Annotated in this window: 19 protein-coding genes; 15 read left to right on the plus strand and 4 right to left on the minus strand. The window is 46.2% G+C overall.

The genetic code is table 11. From position 1 onward, the window contains the following. Positions 1 to 17: 17 nt before the first annotated feature. The 9 genes from KNP75_RS14640 (at position 18) to KNP75_RS14680 (ending at position 6004) form a co-directional block, all read left to right on the plus strand. Positions 18 to 596, plus strand: coding sequence for a hypothetical protein (locus KNP75_RS14640; RefSeq protein WP_214879339.1), 579 nt, complete (start codon positions 18 to 20; stop codon positions 594 to 596). Continuing rightward, a complete protein-coding gene (locus KNP75_RS14645) occupies positions 597 to 1436 on the plus strand; it encodes a hypothetical protein (protein WP_214879338.1) in 840 nt (279 codons plus the stop codon). 192 nt (positions 1437 to 1628) lie between these two features. Continuing rightward, positions 1629 to 1880 carry a hypothetical protein gene (locus KNP75_RS14650; RefSeq protein ID WP_214879337.1) on the plus strand — a complete coding sequence of 84 codons (252 nt, stop codon included), beginning with the start codon at positions 1629 to 1631 and terminating at the stop codon, positions 1878 to 1880. Next, positions 1873 to 3027 carry a MobP2 family relaxase gene (gene mobP2, locus KNP75_RS14655; protein ID WP_214879336.1) on the plus strand — a complete coding sequence of 385 codons (1155 nt, stop codon included), beginning with the start codon at positions 1873 to 1875 and terminating at the stop codon, positions 3025 to 3027. The genes KNP75_RS14650 and mobP2 overlap by 8 nt, the downstream gene beginning before the upstream one ends. A gap of 9 nt (positions 3028 to 3036) precedes the next feature. Next, the gene (locus tag KNP75_RS14660) at positions 3037 to 3486 is read left to right on the plus strand and encodes a hypothetical protein (protein ID WP_214879335.1); all 450 of its coding nucleotides are present in this window, start codon (positions 3037 to 3039) and stop codon (positions 3484 to 3486) included. A gap of 5 nt (positions 3487 to 3491) precedes the next feature. Continuing rightward, positions 3492 to 3779 (plus strand): hypothetical protein, encoded by a 288-nt coding sequence (locus KNP75_RS14665; protein ID WP_214879333.1) that lies wholly within the window; start codon positions 3492 to 3494, stop codon positions 3777 to 3779. A 4-nt stretch (positions 3780 to 3783) separates the two neighbouring features. Next, complete coding sequence (locus tag KNP75_RS14670) at positions 3784 to 5217, plus strand: ArdC-like ssDNA-binding domain-containing protein (protein WP_214879331.1); 1434 nt, start codon at positions 3784 to 3786, stop codon at positions 5215 to 5217. Between the two features lie 188 nt (positions 5218 to 5405). Further along, complete coding sequence (locus KNP75_RS14675; RefSeq protein ID WP_214879329.1) at positions 5406 to 5612, plus strand: helix-turn-helix transcriptional regulator; 207 nt, start codon at positions 5406 to 5408, stop codon at positions 5610 to 5612. 2 nt (positions 5613 to 5614) lie between these two features. After that, on the plus strand, positions 5615 to 6004 hold the full coding sequence (locus KNP75_RS14680; protein WP_214879327.1) for a hypothetical protein: 390 nt from the start codon (positions 5615 to 5617) through the stop codon (positions 6002 to 6004). 517 nt (positions 6005 to 6521) lie between these two features. Here the strand turns inward: KNP75_RS14680 and KNP75_RS14685 are convergent. After that, positions 6522 to 7286 (minus strand): putative immunity/bacteriocin fusion bifunctional protein, encoded by a 765-nt coding sequence (locus KNP75_RS14685; protein ID WP_214879325.1) that lies wholly within the window; start codon positions 7284 to 7286, stop codon positions 6522 to 6524. 397 nt (positions 7287 to 7683) lie between these two features. Here KNP75_RS14685 and KNP75_RS14690 point away from each other — a divergent pair, with 397 nt between their 5' ends. Then, a complete protein-coding gene (locus tag KNP75_RS14690) occupies positions 7684 to 8187 on the plus strand; it encodes a hypothetical protein (protein WP_215190747.1) in 504 nt (167 codons plus the stop codon). Between the two features lie 64 nt (positions 8188 to 8251). Here KNP75_RS14690 and KNP75_RS14695 read toward each other — a convergent pair whose 3' ends face one another. Then, a complete protein-coding gene (locus tag KNP75_RS14695) occupies positions 8252 to 8680 on the minus strand; it encodes an OsmC family protein (protein ID WP_214879320.1) in 429 nt (142 codons plus the stop codon). Positions 8681 to 8925: 245 nt separating this feature from the next. On the opposite strand from KNP75_RS14695, the gene KNP75_RS14700 reads away from it, so the two are divergent. From KNP75_RS14700 to KNP75_RS14710, 3 genes are all read left to right on the plus strand, one after another. Continuing rightward, positions 8926 to 9441, plus strand: coding sequence for a peroxiredoxin family protein (locus KNP75_RS14700; protein WP_214879317.1), 516 nt, complete (start codon positions 8926 to 8928; stop codon positions 9439 to 9441). 101 nt (positions 9442 to 9542) lie between these two features. After that, positions 9543 to 9965: a DUF1440 domain-containing protein gene (locus tag KNP75_RS14705; RefSeq protein WP_215190748.1), complete on the plus strand. Its 423-nt coding sequence runs from the start codon at positions 9543 to 9545 to the stop codon at positions 9963 to 9965. 13 nt (positions 9966 to 9978) lie between these two features. Then, entirely contained in the window at positions 9979 to 10299 is a 321-nt protein-coding gene (locus KNP75_RS14710; protein ID WP_214879314.1) for a thioredoxin family protein, read from the plus strand. Between the two features lie 13 nt (positions 10300 to 10312). On the opposite strand, the gene KNP75_RS14715 is transcribed toward KNP75_RS14710, so the two are convergent. After that, positions 10313 to 10558, minus strand: coding sequence for a glutaredoxin family protein (locus KNP75_RS14715; RefSeq protein WP_214879312.1), 246 nt, complete (start codon positions 10556 to 10558; stop codon positions 10313 to 10315). Positions 10559 to 10641: 83 nt separating this feature from the next. Here KNP75_RS14715 and KNP75_RS14720 point away from each other — a divergent pair, with 83 nt between their 5' ends. Both KNP75_RS14720 and KNP75_RS14725 read left to right on the plus strand, forming a co-directional pair. Next, a complete protein-coding gene (locus KNP75_RS14720) occupies positions 10642 to 11322 on the plus strand; it encodes a Crp/Fnr family transcriptional regulator (protein WP_214879310.1) in 681 nt (226 codons plus the stop codon). Between the two features lie 11 nt (positions 11323 to 11333). Continuing rightward, positions 11334 to 11990 carry a haloacid dehalogenase type II gene (locus tag KNP75_RS14725; protein WP_214879308.1) on the plus strand — a complete coding sequence of 219 codons (657 nt, stop codon included), beginning with the start codon at positions 11334 to 11336 and terminating at the stop codon, positions 11988 to 11990. A gap of 57 nt (positions 11991 to 12047) precedes the next feature. On the opposite strand, the gene KNP75_RS14730 is transcribed toward KNP75_RS14725, so the two are convergent. Further along, positions 12048 to 13391 (minus strand): dihydrolipoyl dehydrogenase family protein, encoded by a 1344-nt coding sequence (locus tag KNP75_RS14730; RefSeq protein WP_214879306.1) that lies wholly within the window; start codon positions 13389 to 13391, stop codon positions 12048 to 12050. Positions 13392 to 13400: the final 9 nt, after the last annotated feature.

The following is a 13400-nucleotide window of genomic DNA, read 5'->3' on the forward strand; positions in this document are numbered from 1 at the left end:
GGAAAGGAGGAGGAAGAATGAACTTCACCGCACGTCACCTCGCGTATCTGTTCGGGGTACTGCTTCTTATTTCACTCGCGGCGAACGCCTTTTTCTATCAACAAGCGACGGCTGTGACGAGGACTTCAGACCCTAGTGAGACGAAAAATGAGAGCGTCACTTCCCTTGAATCGGCAACCTCCGAAGAGTCGTCGGCGGACACTGAACAAGTCGTCACATCGACAGAGACGGAACGAATGGAGGAGCTGACGACACGCGCGACGCGCTTCGTCGAGTACGCCTTCACCATCACGAAGGACAGTTACACGACCCAGAAACGACAGGCGAAGGACGTCATGTCGGAGGAACTCGCGGCCACGCTCTTCGCCGCTTACGGCAGTGACGTCGGCACGTTCGAGACGACCGTCCGCGACATCGAGGTGTTCCCTTCTGTCTCCGGAGAAGATTGCCTCGTCCAGTTCGAACAGCACCTGTTGATCACCGAGACGGGTTATGAAGAGACGACGCGAGAACTGTTGGCCCTGACGTTCGAGTCCATCGAAGGACGTTTGGTCGTCACTGAAATGGAAGACCTGACACCTGAAGGAGGAATCTAGATGCGACGACAAACACGACGGCGTCTCACCCAGAACGTCTCCCGGTTCTACCTCGTACTCGGCGTATTCTTTGTCGTCGGCTTCCTCTTTTTCGGTACCTCGTCGTTCTTCTTCGCCGAGGAGGCACCGGTCAATGAGACGCCGATCAACGAGGCAATCCGTCTCTCGAACGGGGAGACCGTGACGCTCCACGCGTCCAGTTACGATACGGAGGCCAAGACAATACGCATCCGACTCTCGCTCGATGAAGCACCAGGTAACACGAACGATCATCTCTTCCGCTATGTCTATAAGGCACGTCCGGATTCCGAGAAGGAAGTCATGGTGCTGTACGAACGTAACGACCAATACGTGCTCGAATTGAAGGACGTGCCGAGAGACTTCGACCAGCTCGCCGTCCGAATCTATGGGGTAGACGAGTCACAATCAATCGACACACTCACATCCGAGGAACGTGAGAACAGTCTTTTGACGTCCCTCTATGCCGACCGCCGGACCATCGAACAGGCGAACCACAGTTCATCTGACGAGACAACTTTCGCGCGACTATTCGTCGAGGACGCGCTCGCGGGGACCGAGAAACAGTTGAAGACGGCGCAACAATCGGTCGAAGCGCAGCGGCAAAAAATCAAACGGCTCGACCGTGACAAAGAGGAACTCGAATGCGAACTTCCCTACCTCTCGCTCGACGAACAGGTCGAACAGGAGAACGAAATTTTCGACCTTGGCCGAAAGCGTGAGGAGCTCAATCTGGAGCTTGAGAAACTCGAACAGTCGGTCCAAGCGCTCGAAGAAAAGCACGACAAACTGCGCGTCCGGCTCCGGGAACTGTCGATTTAAGTGGCACATTTCGTGCCAAATCGCTGGTTTTACTGGCACATTTCGTGCCATTTTCGGACTTTTGGTGATATCACGGAAACCCCAGGCTCTGCCTGGGCTATCACGACAAGTGATAGCAGTTTCTCCTTATGCTCTTTGAACGGTTATTTCGAACGTTGGCAATAAGTAGCCTCTAGAAAGGTGGTCAGGCAGATGGATCTGTTACTCCGCGACATCGACCCCGTCATCGTGAAGCAGATCGATGAATGGGCGAAAGAACACGACCGCTCCCGGCAACAATATTTGAAAGAACTGCTCGCCTCCTGGTGCGCGAACGGCATCCAATCGACGCAGGTCGAGCGTCTCGAACGACAGCTCGAGGCGAACACGCTCCACTTGAAACGGAGTGCGGACGAGCTCGCCGAGGTGACCCGGTTGTTGAGCGAGGTGATGCAGGATGCGTGAGATGCCGGGGGTCGTCATCAAGTCGAAGTTCAAGGTACCGGGCACGAAAAAGAAGTCGCGTCGGTACACGACGTACCTCGACTACATCAATCGTCCGGACGCGAAAGATAGCCGCGAACAGTTCGAGACGTATCACGACTATATGGAAGACGAGACGAAGTCGAGCGGTCTGTTCACACGTGAGGACGACCGCTTGAACGACGAAAAGCGCCGCGCCGTCCGCAACATCTTCAAGCAAGCGCAAGAGAACGGGAGTATCCTCTGGCAGGACGTTATCTCGTTCAATAACGCCTGGCTACGCGAGACCGGTGTGCTCCACGACGACCTCATCGACGAGAAACGGTTGATCCAGGCGACACGGAACGCAGTCGATTCGATGCTCCAAAAAGAAAAGATGGTCCACGCCTACTGGACCGGTGCAGTGCATTACAACACCGACAATATCCACATTCATGTCGCCATCGTCGAGACGAGCCACATGCGCGAGCGCGGCAAACGCAAACCGAAATCAATCGAGCTGATGAAGTCGAAGGTCATCCATTCCCTCGCTGACCGGACGAAAGAACAGGAGAAGCTGAACGCGTTCATAAGAGACGAACTGGTCGCCCATAAACGGAACCGGAAGATTCCAACGCTCCCGAACCGTGTCCTGCATCCCGAACTCGTCCGTCAATTCAAAGACATCTATAAACGATTGCCGGAAGACAAACGTCAATGGCGCTACAACATGAACGGGATGCAACCGCTCCGTGAGTCGCTCGACCGTCTGACCGACCGCTATATCGACATTCACTTCAAATCAGAGTTCCAAGCCTTCAACGAACAGCTTGAACAGGAAGTGTCGTTCCATCGTCGTAGCTACGGCGACAGGGAGAAGGCCGAGCGGTACCGGACGACGAAGCGACAGGACCTCTACACCAGGATGGGGAATGCCATCCTCTCCGAGATGCGTGAACTGGCGAAAGAGCAACACGTGAATGAGAAGAGTGAACCTATCAAACATCCGGTCCGACGTGCGTTCAAACAACAAAAAATCTTCAAGGAATCACTCTACCGGATCGAGCGGCATATGAACGACGAGTTCGAACACCTGAAGAATCAACGTGCTTTCGAACAGCTGGAACGGGACATCGAATATGGAAAGTGAGGGAGGACGATGGAAGAGTTGAGACAGATCCGCCTCCGATTGAAGCCGGAGACGGTCGCCTATTTGGAAGAGTTCGCCGACGACAAACGCTTCGGTCACCTCGGTCAGGTCATCGACCATATCGCAGACGAGCATAAACAACTGGCCGACGAGAAATGGGACATGCAGTTCCTCATCCGCTCAATTAGCACGCAGGTATCCCGTCATATAGAGGAGATGATGAATGAACAGGTTTCAACGGAACTTGAGCGAATTCGGCTCGCCGCGAACCGCTCTGATCGGCACGGACAGATCCTGACAGAGCTCTTACAGGCGCTCATGCAGACCGAGGGCATCGAGGACATCATGACGACGGACCAATTCAAACCGACGTTCCTCGAGACGGCGGAACGTGTCGTCCAGGAACGCATCGAACACCAAAAACAGAAGAAGGACACACTAACTTTTGAGAGAGGATGAACCTTATGCGACCACTTGACCGTCCCTTTACGATGGGACAACTGTTGACACTTCAACAGAAAACTGTCTCGGTCCTCATCTATGGAAAGCGGTACGAAATTCCGATATCCATAGATGAGCATCAGCTTTTAACCGCCATTGCAGAAGACGAGATCGTCTTGCTTCCCGTCAATTTCGAACGGACACGGCTGTTACTCGATATCCCGGAAACGTCGCCACAACTTGAACATGAACTGAACGAATTTGCGGATAGTGATGAATCTGTCACCGACTTGTTGAAGGAAGGAGTCTGACACGATGGCCAAGATGAAGACGAACGAAGAACGGAAAGCCGATCTCGAGGCCTTGACGGAACAAATGGGGAAACAGATCGACAGCTACTTCGAGAGTCCGGAGAAAATTCGGGAACATCTCCAGTTTCTCGGCAAGTTTCATCAGTACTCGATGCGAAACGCAATCTTGATCGAGTCCCAATTCCCCGGAGCAGTCGCGGTCGGCTCTTATCTGTTCTGGGAGAAGCAAGGCGCACAGGTTCAAAAAGGTGAACGTGGCATCAAAGTATTCGTCCCAAGTCCAGTGACTTACGCCCTGAATAAAGATGAGTGGGTGCCGCTCAGCAAGGCACCGAAGCCAATCAAAGACGGCGTGACACAAGGACGCATCCCGTCACGTAAGATGATGTACTTCAAAATCGGTCATGTGTTCGAGTACACGCAGACCGACGCACGCGAGAAAGGAATCGAGGTCTCGGACATCTTCAAACGGTATCACCGGGACGGCGGGCTCGAGAACGAACAAGACATCCGTGACGCCTTGACGACGCTCGCGGATGCCCGGAATGTGACGCTATTGGATGAAGCGATCGACGAGATCGGGACGGCGAAGGGTTGTTACTATCCGGAACTGCATGCGATCGCCTTGAACCCGCGGAACAAATCGATTGAGGACATTAGCGTCCTGATCCATGAGCTCGCCCACGCAGAGCTACACAACCAGGAGCGGAACTTTGAGCGGAACAAACCACTCACGGCACCCGAGAAGGAGTTCCAAGCCGAGATGGTCGCCTACGTCGTCTCGCATCAGCTCGGGTTTCCGACGGACGATTTCTCACTGTCTTACTTGGCCGGTTGGACGAAGGACAAAGAGCTACTCGATAAGGAAAAATTGTTGCAGGAGGTCCATCAAACATCGGTGGCTTTTATCGACCATATCGAATCACACTTGGAGAAGGCACACACCTTGCAACATGAGAAAGAACAGAGCCCGCTCAATTACCTCGAACAGCTGGAGCGGCGTATGGGGTGGAAAGACGCTGACCTCAATCTCTACGAACGGGTGCATGCCGTACAGCGTGTGTTTCCCGAGGAAATCGAGAACTATCTGAATGCAAAAGCGACCCTCGAGACGAACCTGAAGGTAGATCGTGTCGATGAGCCGCTCATGTATATTCACGATAAAGGGTTCGGATTCCAGTCATTCGGTGTCGCCAACAATCATGACTTCAGTGAAGATGTACTCGTTGTCTACACTCTCGCACTACCCAATCAGCCATTGATTAGCGGTCATTTGGATCCCGAAAACACAGTCCACCCATTACACGATTTAGAAAAGAACAATAAAGTGGAAAAGCCACTTCTAAAATCGCTTGAAGATTGTTGGCATGATGTACTACTTGAAAAAAAGAAGTACCTCTCTGAACCCACGATGCTTAATATTGAAAGACTAATATAGGTTTTAGAAGGTATGAACTTAACTTAAAAGCTCATACCTTTATTACATAATCAATCGAATGAAAAATAGATTCAAAAAATTTTGCTCATCATATAAAAAGGTAAAGTTTTCTTTACATTAGAGCTTTTATCACTTACGATATATGTAAAGATATATTTACTTATTGATTTCCGGGAAGTAGGGATGAAATGCCGGTAAAAAACAATATCCAACAAATACGTAAAGAAAGAGGAATTAAGCAAATAAAAATGGCCGAAGACTTACAGGTCACAAGGCAGACATTTACAGCCATTGAAAAAAATAAATACAATCCCAGTTTAGAACTAGCATTAAAAATCATTCAATATTTTAATCTTCCCATCGAAGAAGTTTTTACTTTAGAAGAGGAGGAATGAAAATGAAAAAGAAAAAACATAATTCTTGGATTATCGCTATAGGAGCAGCTAGTGGTTTGATTGGTATGCTTTTCGGAATATACTTCACTGAAGGGTTAGATTGGGCTTCGATTTCAGGAGCTATAACAGGATTTATCTTTCTTTTCCTGATTAATTTTTTCTATGTAAGATCAAAAAAGGATCAAACACCTGAAGTCGATGAACGAACGATAAATAACATAAGGAAGTATTATGCAATTATCGCTAATGTTTTTATAGGAGCTCTTTTTATAATATTATGCATGGTCTCATACATGGGACATGATCAGATTGCAATTTCTTATTTATGGATTTTTGTAATCTCGTATATGTTAATAAGCGGAATGGGTGCTTTTATTGTTTCTCGTAGATAAGAAACATATAATTTATACACTAAAATAAGTTATTAAAAAGGGATTGCAAAAAGTCGCTCCAAACTGAACTGCTTCCCTCTAAGTAAACAGGAAAAAATAGCAAGAATCGGTCTAGGTGGCTTGAGACCTGTATTCGACAGTGCTTAAGCCATTTAGTCGTTTTAGGCAATCGTGGTTGTAAAGAGATATATTGGTCTCAATGGTCGTGTACCGCAATTGTAAACGGATTTGGCTGATCAACCCTCTCTTCTCGATTTCCTCTAACCTTTCTAGAAAATGCTTCTCAGGTTGAATATGTTCGTTGACTCATACTAAGGGCTCTGCTTTAAGAAGCTGGATAATATATAGATTAGAATAGGAAATCTGCATAACACTTCTTCAATATTATAGGACAGAACGCCTCAAAAATCAGAAATTCACAAAAAAGATGAACCAAATCGCTTTATGCAATCTGGTTCATCAATAGCTTAAGGGACCTAAAGAAGTACCTCTTTTAATACTATACACTTAACCATAGTTAACAAATGGCAGTACCCCAAAATAAACTACAAGCATTAGTACAAATACCATATAGTGCTGCTCCAAAAGGTCCTGAAGCAAATGAAGCTACACATCCAGCTCCACAAGCGGCGATACCCGAAAAACTACAAGCAAATTTGTACCAATAGCTGCTTGTATCAACAGCTTTAGCTGAAACTTCTTGTGGTGCAAACCCTTTAGTTTGGTTTTCGTATACACTATAATATGTTGTTCCGTTCTCTAAGTTTCCATTGAGAAAATCTGTGGTATTAAACTCTTGATGAATCATTAATGTCCCATTCTCATCAAAGTCTTTGTACATGACTGTATCTGTGTTCACCTTAACGTAAGTAAGTTTCAAGATTTTTTTGCTATCTTTTTCAATGTGTGCTGTTAAAAGATCATAATTTAATTCTCTCTTCGAGTTCTCAAATAGCGTCGTAATTTGAAGAACATCTCCATTTGCATAGTCATTTTTCCCTAGATTCAGCACTTTGCTTTTTTTAAAGTTAATAGATTTATGGTCCACATTTTTTTCAAAAATCGAACTCTCTTCTAAACCTGTTAATGCTACTCTTTTTTCTTTACCTTGAATTTCGGTATACTCAAGGTTAACTCCTTCGCTACCACATCCACAGTCTTCCTCTAAATTAGATGAAGCCGAGATAGAATTTGGATTTGAGAGCAGTACCAAAATCATGGTAAGTAACATTATCAGTTTAAATTTTTCCCCTTTGAAGAACGACCTAGATAGTTTAGTCAAATCAATCTCCCCTTTTCTATTTTCTGAATTAAACTATATTTGTTAATTCACCTCCTTTTTTTGATTTTTTTTACATATTTAAAGTATTAAATAAGTACTCCTTTTACAACCTAGTATTTTTTTGATAAGAGGAAAAATTGTTCATGCTTCAAGTAACCTTAAATATGACTATTGATTAATTTAAAGTTTATTTAAGTTGAGATGGAGAAATAGGCATGAACTTTCTTAATTATTCATTGTTTATATTTCATTCTCAATCTTTACTGTTATAAAATTAGTAAACTATCTGGCTTGTTGGACGAAAGACAAGGAACTCCTAGACAAGGAAAAATTGTTGCAGGAGGTTCACCAGACGTCTGCGACTTTCCTCGACCATATCGAGTCACACTTGGAGAAGATGCATACGTTAGAGCAAGAGAAAGAACAGAGTCCACTCGAGTATATCGAGCAACTAGATCGGCGTATGGGATGGAAAGACACCGACCTCACACTCTACGAACGGGTGCACGCCGTACAGAGTGTGTTTCCTGAAGAAGTGGAATCCTATCTTAACGTAAAAGCGGCTCTCGAGACGAACCTGAAGGTGGATCGTGTCGATGAGCCGCTCATGTATATTCATGGTAAAGGATTCGAGTTTCAACAGTTCGGTATCGCGAATAGTCATGACTTCAATGACGAAACGCTTGTCGCTTATACGCTAGCGTTACCCAATCAGCCATTGATTAGCGGTCACTTTGATCCTGAAAAAACTGTACATCCATTACATGACTTGGAAAAGAACAATCGATTAGAGAAGCCGACTCTGGAGGCTCTTGAAGAACATTGGCATAACACACTCCTTGAGGATGAAAAAAGTCTATTTTCTAAAAGATCAGCGCCCCTTATTGAACGGCATTTGTGACGTCCTAAAAACGATTTATCCATGAAAAAGGGAGACTCCTTCGCGAAGTCTCCCTTACGTTCATTTAGGCCTTTGACCAATTAGCGACCATCTCAACATCTGCTGCCACCATAGTGGTGTAGATTGGGCAACGAGCATCTACTATTTTTTGTAGTTCTTGGACACGTGCGTCCGTTTCACTCGTGCTCACTTTTGCATCTACAGTGATCTTTTTGAAATATGGTCGGACCGTTTCGTCCCCCATCATCCCTCTCGGGTCGATATCACCTCGTACTTCGAACTCAATCCCTTTTAAATCGAAGTTGATTTCTTTGGCCACAAAGTTGGCGATTGCATTCTCACACCCTGTCAACGAAATCAATAGTGTTGCTAACGGATTGGCACCTTGGTCTGTCCCACCCATGTTCTGTGGTTCGTCGATGATCACCTTATGATTATGAGAATTTCCTTCCGTATACATCCCTTTAGATACAGCTTTGATTTGTTCTACCATGATCAATCACTCCTAAACTTTGATTTAAATCAATACCAAACGCTTGATATTGACCGTACCTTATCATGTTGATAATTCCCACTTCAATTAAAAAGTTCGAGAGTGTAATCTAGCTTACACAACGGGTCTCAATCGAAACAATATAACATGAAGCGAAACATGTGACCTGGCTTACTTCTTTAGATTTGTAAATGTGCTATATATGTTTTTAAATACAATCTACTTATGTGAAGGAGTGCTTCATAATGACAAAAAATCTTGAGTTGTTAGATAGGGTCCCAGAAATAAATCTCTCACAAGTAACCGGAGGCACATTCTCATTGAACGAGTCAATGTCTCAAAGTGATGATTGGCATTTAATCATCTTTTTCCGTGGTTCTTGGTGCTCGGTCTGTGTGCAAGACTTGAAAGATTTGGAGAGCCAACTAGGATACTTTCAGAAGAAAGGTGTCCGACTCGTTACGATTTCAACTGACCGAACCGAAGACTTGAACAAAATGGTCGACGAGCACACGCTTAGTTTCCCGGTCCTACATGAAGATTCGCTTCGGACGTTGATGGATTACGGAGTCAAGTATCACGGTCCTGATGCGCCATATAACGATCATGGCGAACATGGTGAACCTGCTTATTTCCTCATCGACAAGCACGGACGCCTTTTATATCAACAAATCCAGACGAGTCCCTTTGGACGTCCTACTGCGACCGAACTTCGAAAAATCATTCAATACATCAAAAAGAATTTCAAATTAAGTGAGTGACGGCGCTTTGAGGCGCCACTCACTTAATTGTAAGGTTGGTTACAGAATCAAGAATCAGTTTAAGGTACGCTAACGATATCAACATAAAAGGAGTGAGAAAGATGAAGCGCAACGTGGTCAACGGTGTGATCGGCGGAATCGTTGGAGGAATCTTATTTGGTTTATTGATGCAGATGATGGAGATGATTGGGGCGATTGCCGGGATGGTCGGAAGCGAGAGTCTCGTTGTAGGTTGGCTGATCCATATGATGATTAGTGTCATCTTTGGTGTCACATTCGGTTTGGGACATTTGGTCATCCCGAATATTTGGACTCTGGCGGTCTTATTCGGGATTGGTATCTGGATCGTGGGTCCACTTGTCATCATGCCGCTCATGATGGGAATGGGTACAAATCTTGCAATCGCTCTCGCACCAGAGCAATTGATGAGTCTTGCCACACACCTGTTCTTCTCATTCATCTTAGCGATTGTCTTCAAGTTTCGAACTGAGAAAAAAACCGCACCTAAAGCAGCGGTCCGCTAATGGAGGAAGAGAAATGAATATCACAACCGAACAGCAATTCAACCAGCTCATTTCGTCGAATGAGTATACAATCATCAAATTTTATACGAACTGGTGCCCTGACTGTAGACGCCTTGACGCCTTTATGCCAGATGTCAACTCGACGTTAGGTGATGTCCCATTACACACTCTCAACAAGGACGAACTACCTACGCTGTCCGATCGTGAACAAGTAATGGGTATTCCAAGCCTCCTCGTTTATAAAAACGGTGAAAAAATCGGGCACCTGCATAGCGCGAACGCAAAGACCCCAGGTCAAGTCACAGAGTTCCTAGCCACATATGTCACATCATGAAAAAAGGGAGTGATCACTCCCTTTTGTTCGTTTCCGCCACTAGCCGATCAAGTTCGTCCCATAACGCCTCACCTGTGAAAACCTTATCCCGGTTCACGAGTGTCGGGGTCACAAGTTCTCGATTCAATTCAATCAGTTCCTCGATATGACGATGATCCTCGAATAGATTTTTCTCAGTGAAAGGAATCGCTAATTCATTCACTCGCAGTCTGACACGGTGACAGCGCGAACAACCATCGATTGTATACAGTCGGATCATGAGGCCTTCCCCCTTTTTTTCATCATATCGTTTACAATCATAAAAGACAGTAAGACAAATTACATGAGAGAGAGGCGTAACAAATGGACAAATTGATGTTACTCTCACACATCAGCTTATTCGATGAGCTACCAATGAATGAATTGAAAGTCATCGACGAGATGAGTCAGATGCGACCTGTCAAAAGAGGGACGCTTATCGTTTCTCCAGAGGCCCCGATCCCTGCGCTATTTTTATTGAAGGAAGGGCAGGTTCGGCTCTATCGCATGAATCAGCATGGTAAACAGTTCACTGTCGATATTTTGACGAGCGGCAATATTTTCGGGGAAACAGCGACACTCTCCTTGACCGATGACGACCTATATGCAGAAGCGATGACCGACACGTACCTGTGCACCATCGGGATCCAAGAGTTTGAACAGTTCATCGAGAAAAATCCTAAAATCGCATTGAAACTGATCAATATTTTGTCTGCACGACTCAAAGAAGTATATGCACTCAGTGAAAAAATCGCATTGAGCGATGTAAAATATCGTATCCTATTCCTACTTCTCAAATTGAGTGAGAAGAGCGGAGAACGTCAAAAAGAATGGCAGACGATCAACATGAGACTGACCCATGCCGATATTGCTGCAATGGTCGGTACGACCCGAGAGACGACAAGCATCATCATGTCTAATCTGAAGAAAGACGGGTATATCAAGAAGGGGATTCGCCTGTCCATCCATGCGGACAAGGTTTATCAAGCCCTAGATGAATTGTAGGAGGGGATTTTTTGATAAAAGCTTTTGTATTCGATGTGTATGGCACATTGTTCGATGTCCACTCTGTTCAGGCGGAGTGTGAAACACATTTTCCTGGAAAAGGGGACCAGATCAGTCAGGTTTGGCGCGCAAAACAACTGGAATACTTCTTCATCCGTCAGATTTCAGGACGTTATGAAAACTTCTCAATCGTCACCCGTGATGCCTTACGTTATGCCTTGATGGCGACAGATGTGACCACTTCTGTTGAAACTGAGAATGAACTTCTATCGACATACGCGAGGCTAGCACCGTACGAAGAGGTCGAGGATGTGCTGAAACAGTTAAAGGATCGACATACCGTCGTCTTGTCGAACGGTACTGATGAGATGCTCGATCAACTGATCGGGCATGCATCTTTCGGCCCGTTGTTCGATGAGCTCGTCAGTATTGACGGTGTCAAGCAATTCAAACCCTCACCATCCGCATACATGCACTGGTTCAAGACGACGGACTTGAAACGGGATGAGGTTTTATTCATGTCCTCCAACGGTTGGGATATCGCCGGCGCTAAAAATTTCGGTTTTCAGACGGCATGGATCAATCGTGATAATAAACCGATTGAAGCGTTGGACGTTCGACCGGATTCGGTCTACGAGAATTTGACTGGGATTTTAGAATGGCGTTGACAATCAAATCTTTCGAGAAGAGGTTGATGACCAGTATGATGGTCATCAACCTCTTTTTCAAAGCATGTAGGCGATATCGGATGCAGAAGTCGGATAAGCAAAAACCATCCGTTTGACTTCTTTAACCGGCAATTTGAAACGAATCGCGATTGCAAATATATTGATCAGTTCATCTGCTCCACTCCCGAGAACATGCGCTCCGAGAATCACATCTTCCTCTTCATCGATGATGACTTTGAATGCAGCCGATTTCTCGTTCGTTCGCTTGTACGTATACCAATCGGTCGTTTCTTTATAATTGACCTTCACGCTTTTCCCGGCAAGCTTTGCTTCGCGTTCGCTCATTCCTACCGTGGCGAGCTTCGGGATGGTGAAAACGATTGTCGGCGCAATGACCTCTTCCAGTTTCTTGTGGTTGCCTTTCAACAAGTTCGCCGCCACAATATGAGACTCTGTACTAGCGAGCGGAGTCAATGGAGGAGACACGGTGGCCGCAACATCCCCCGCAGCATAGACACGGGGATTGCTGACGCTCTGAAGATATTCGTTGACAATCACGCCTCTTTTCTCCCATGTCACGTGTCCCTTTTCAAGCTCCATGTCGGCCGCAGCTTCACGACCGGCGCCATGTACGACAAGATCGGCGATCCATTGTTCTTCTTGGTCCTCATGAATCGTAGCGAGCGTGAATTCGTCACCAATTCGTTCAATCGAAGTGACACGTTTGTCCAAATGGACGTTCACTCCGACGTCTTCTGATGCCTTGATCAGTAGTTGGACCAAATCAGGGTCGAACTGTTCTAACGGGGTCGAGCTTTTATGAAAGATATGCACTTCTGCCCCTGCCCGTGCAGCAAGATGAGCAAATTCAAATGAGATATATCCGCCCCCTACGAAGGCGATTCGTTTCGGCAAGTCCTCGATTTCCATGAAACGATCACTGTGAGTCAGGAATTCCTCCCCTTTTATCCCTAGTCGCGTAGGCATAGCCCCTGTAGCGAGCAGGATCCGTTTCCCTTCAAGCATCTCGTCCCCTACCTGAATGAGTGATTCACTCGCGAACTCGGCTTTTCCGAAAAATGTGTCAATCCCTCTCCTTGTGAAATCCCGCTCTCGATTTTCCGGTACCGGCAGAGTGAAGGAACGTTTGAATGTCACCAAAGCCTTCCAATCAATCGATACATTCCCATCGATGCCCGAGGCGTCCATCCGATGATACCAATCTGTCAGTTCAGCTGCGCCGATCAGTACCTTCTTAGGGTCACATCCACGCAATGCGCACGTCCCTCCATAGGGCATCTCGTCGATGATTGCGACTTTCCAACCTGCTTGTCTGCACTTTCTAGCGGCAACGGACCCTGCCGATCCGGTGCCGATGACGATTAGGTCGTATCCTCTCATAACTCTTCC

Source organism: Exiguobacterium sp. s6 (assembly GCF_018618155.1).
Classification (GTDB): Bacteria; Bacillota; Bacilli; order Exiguobacteriales; family Exiguobacteriaceae; genus Exiguobacterium; species Exiguobacterium mexicanum_A.

What these genes read in the sequence shown, in the direction of transcription:
- KNP75_RS14665 (WP_214879333.1), top strand. Translation starts at nt 3,492, where the DNA reads ATGCGACCACTTGACCGTCCCTTTACGATGGGACAACTGTTGACACTT.
- KNP75_RS14720 (WP_214879310.1), top strand. Translation starts at nt 10,642, where the DNA reads ATGGACAAATTGATGTTACTCTCACACATCAGCTTATTCGATGAGCTA.
- mobP2 (WP_214879336.1), top strand. Translation starts at nt 1,873, where the DNA reads ATGCGTGAGATGCCGGGGGTCGTCATCAAGTCGAAGTTCAAGGTACCG.
- KNP75_RS14710 (WP_214879314.1), top strand. Translation starts at nt 9,979, where the DNA reads ATGAATATCACAACCGAACAGCAATTCAACCAGCTCATTTCGTCGAAT.
- KNP75_RS14705 (WP_215190748.1), top strand. Translation starts at nt 9,543, where the DNA reads ATGAAGCGCAACGTGGTCAACGGTGTGATCGGCGGAATCGTTGGAGGA.
- KNP75_RS14660 (WP_214879335.1), top strand. Translation starts at nt 3,037, where the DNA reads ATGGAAGAGTTGAGACAGATCCGCCTCCGATTGAAGCCGGAGACGGTC.
- KNP75_RS14640 (WP_214879339.1), top strand. Translation starts at nt 18, where the DNA reads ATGAACTTCACCGCACGTCACCTCGCGTATCTGTTCGGGGTACTGCTT.
- KNP75_RS14675 (WP_214879329.1), top strand. Translation starts at nt 5,406, where the DNA reads ATGCCGGTAAAAAACAATATCCAACAAATACGTAAAGAAAGAGGAATT.
- KNP75_RS14700 (WP_214879317.1), top strand. Translation starts at nt 8,926, where the DNA reads ATGACAAAAAATCTTGAGTTGTTAGATAGGGTCCCAGAAATAAATCTC.
- KNP75_RS14695 (WP_214879320.1), bottom strand. Translation starts at nt 8,680, where the DNA reads ATGGTAGAACAAATCAAAGCTGTATCTAAAGGGATGTATACGGAAGGA.
- KNP75_RS14730 (WP_214879306.1), bottom strand. Translation starts at nt 13,391, where the DNA reads ATGAGAGGATACGACCTAATCGTCATCGGCACCGGATCGGCAGGGTCC.
- KNP75_RS14650 (WP_214879337.1), top strand. Translation starts at nt 1,629, where the DNA reads ATGGATCTGTTACTCCGCGACATCGACCCCGTCATCGTGAAGCAGATC.
- KNP75_RS14715 (WP_214879312.1), bottom strand. Translation starts at nt 10,558, where the DNA reads ATGATCCGACTGTATACAATCGATGGTTGTTCGCGCTGTCACCGTGTC.
- KNP75_RS14690 (WP_215190747.1), top strand. Translation starts at nt 7,684, where the DNA reads ATGCATACGTTAGAGCAAGAGAAAGAACAGAGTCCACTCGAGTATATC.
- KNP75_RS14645 (WP_214879338.1), top strand. Translation starts at nt 597, where the DNA reads ATGCGACGACAAACACGACGGCGTCTCACCCAGAACGTCTCCCGGTTC.
- KNP75_RS14670 (WP_214879331.1), top strand. Translation starts at nt 3,784, where the DNA reads ATGGCCAAGATGAAGACGAACGAAGAACGGAAAGCCGATCTCGAGGCC.
- KNP75_RS14680 (WP_214879327.1), top strand. Translation starts at nt 5,615, where the DNA reads ATGAAAAAGAAAAAACATAATTCTTGGATTATCGCTATAGGAGCAGCT.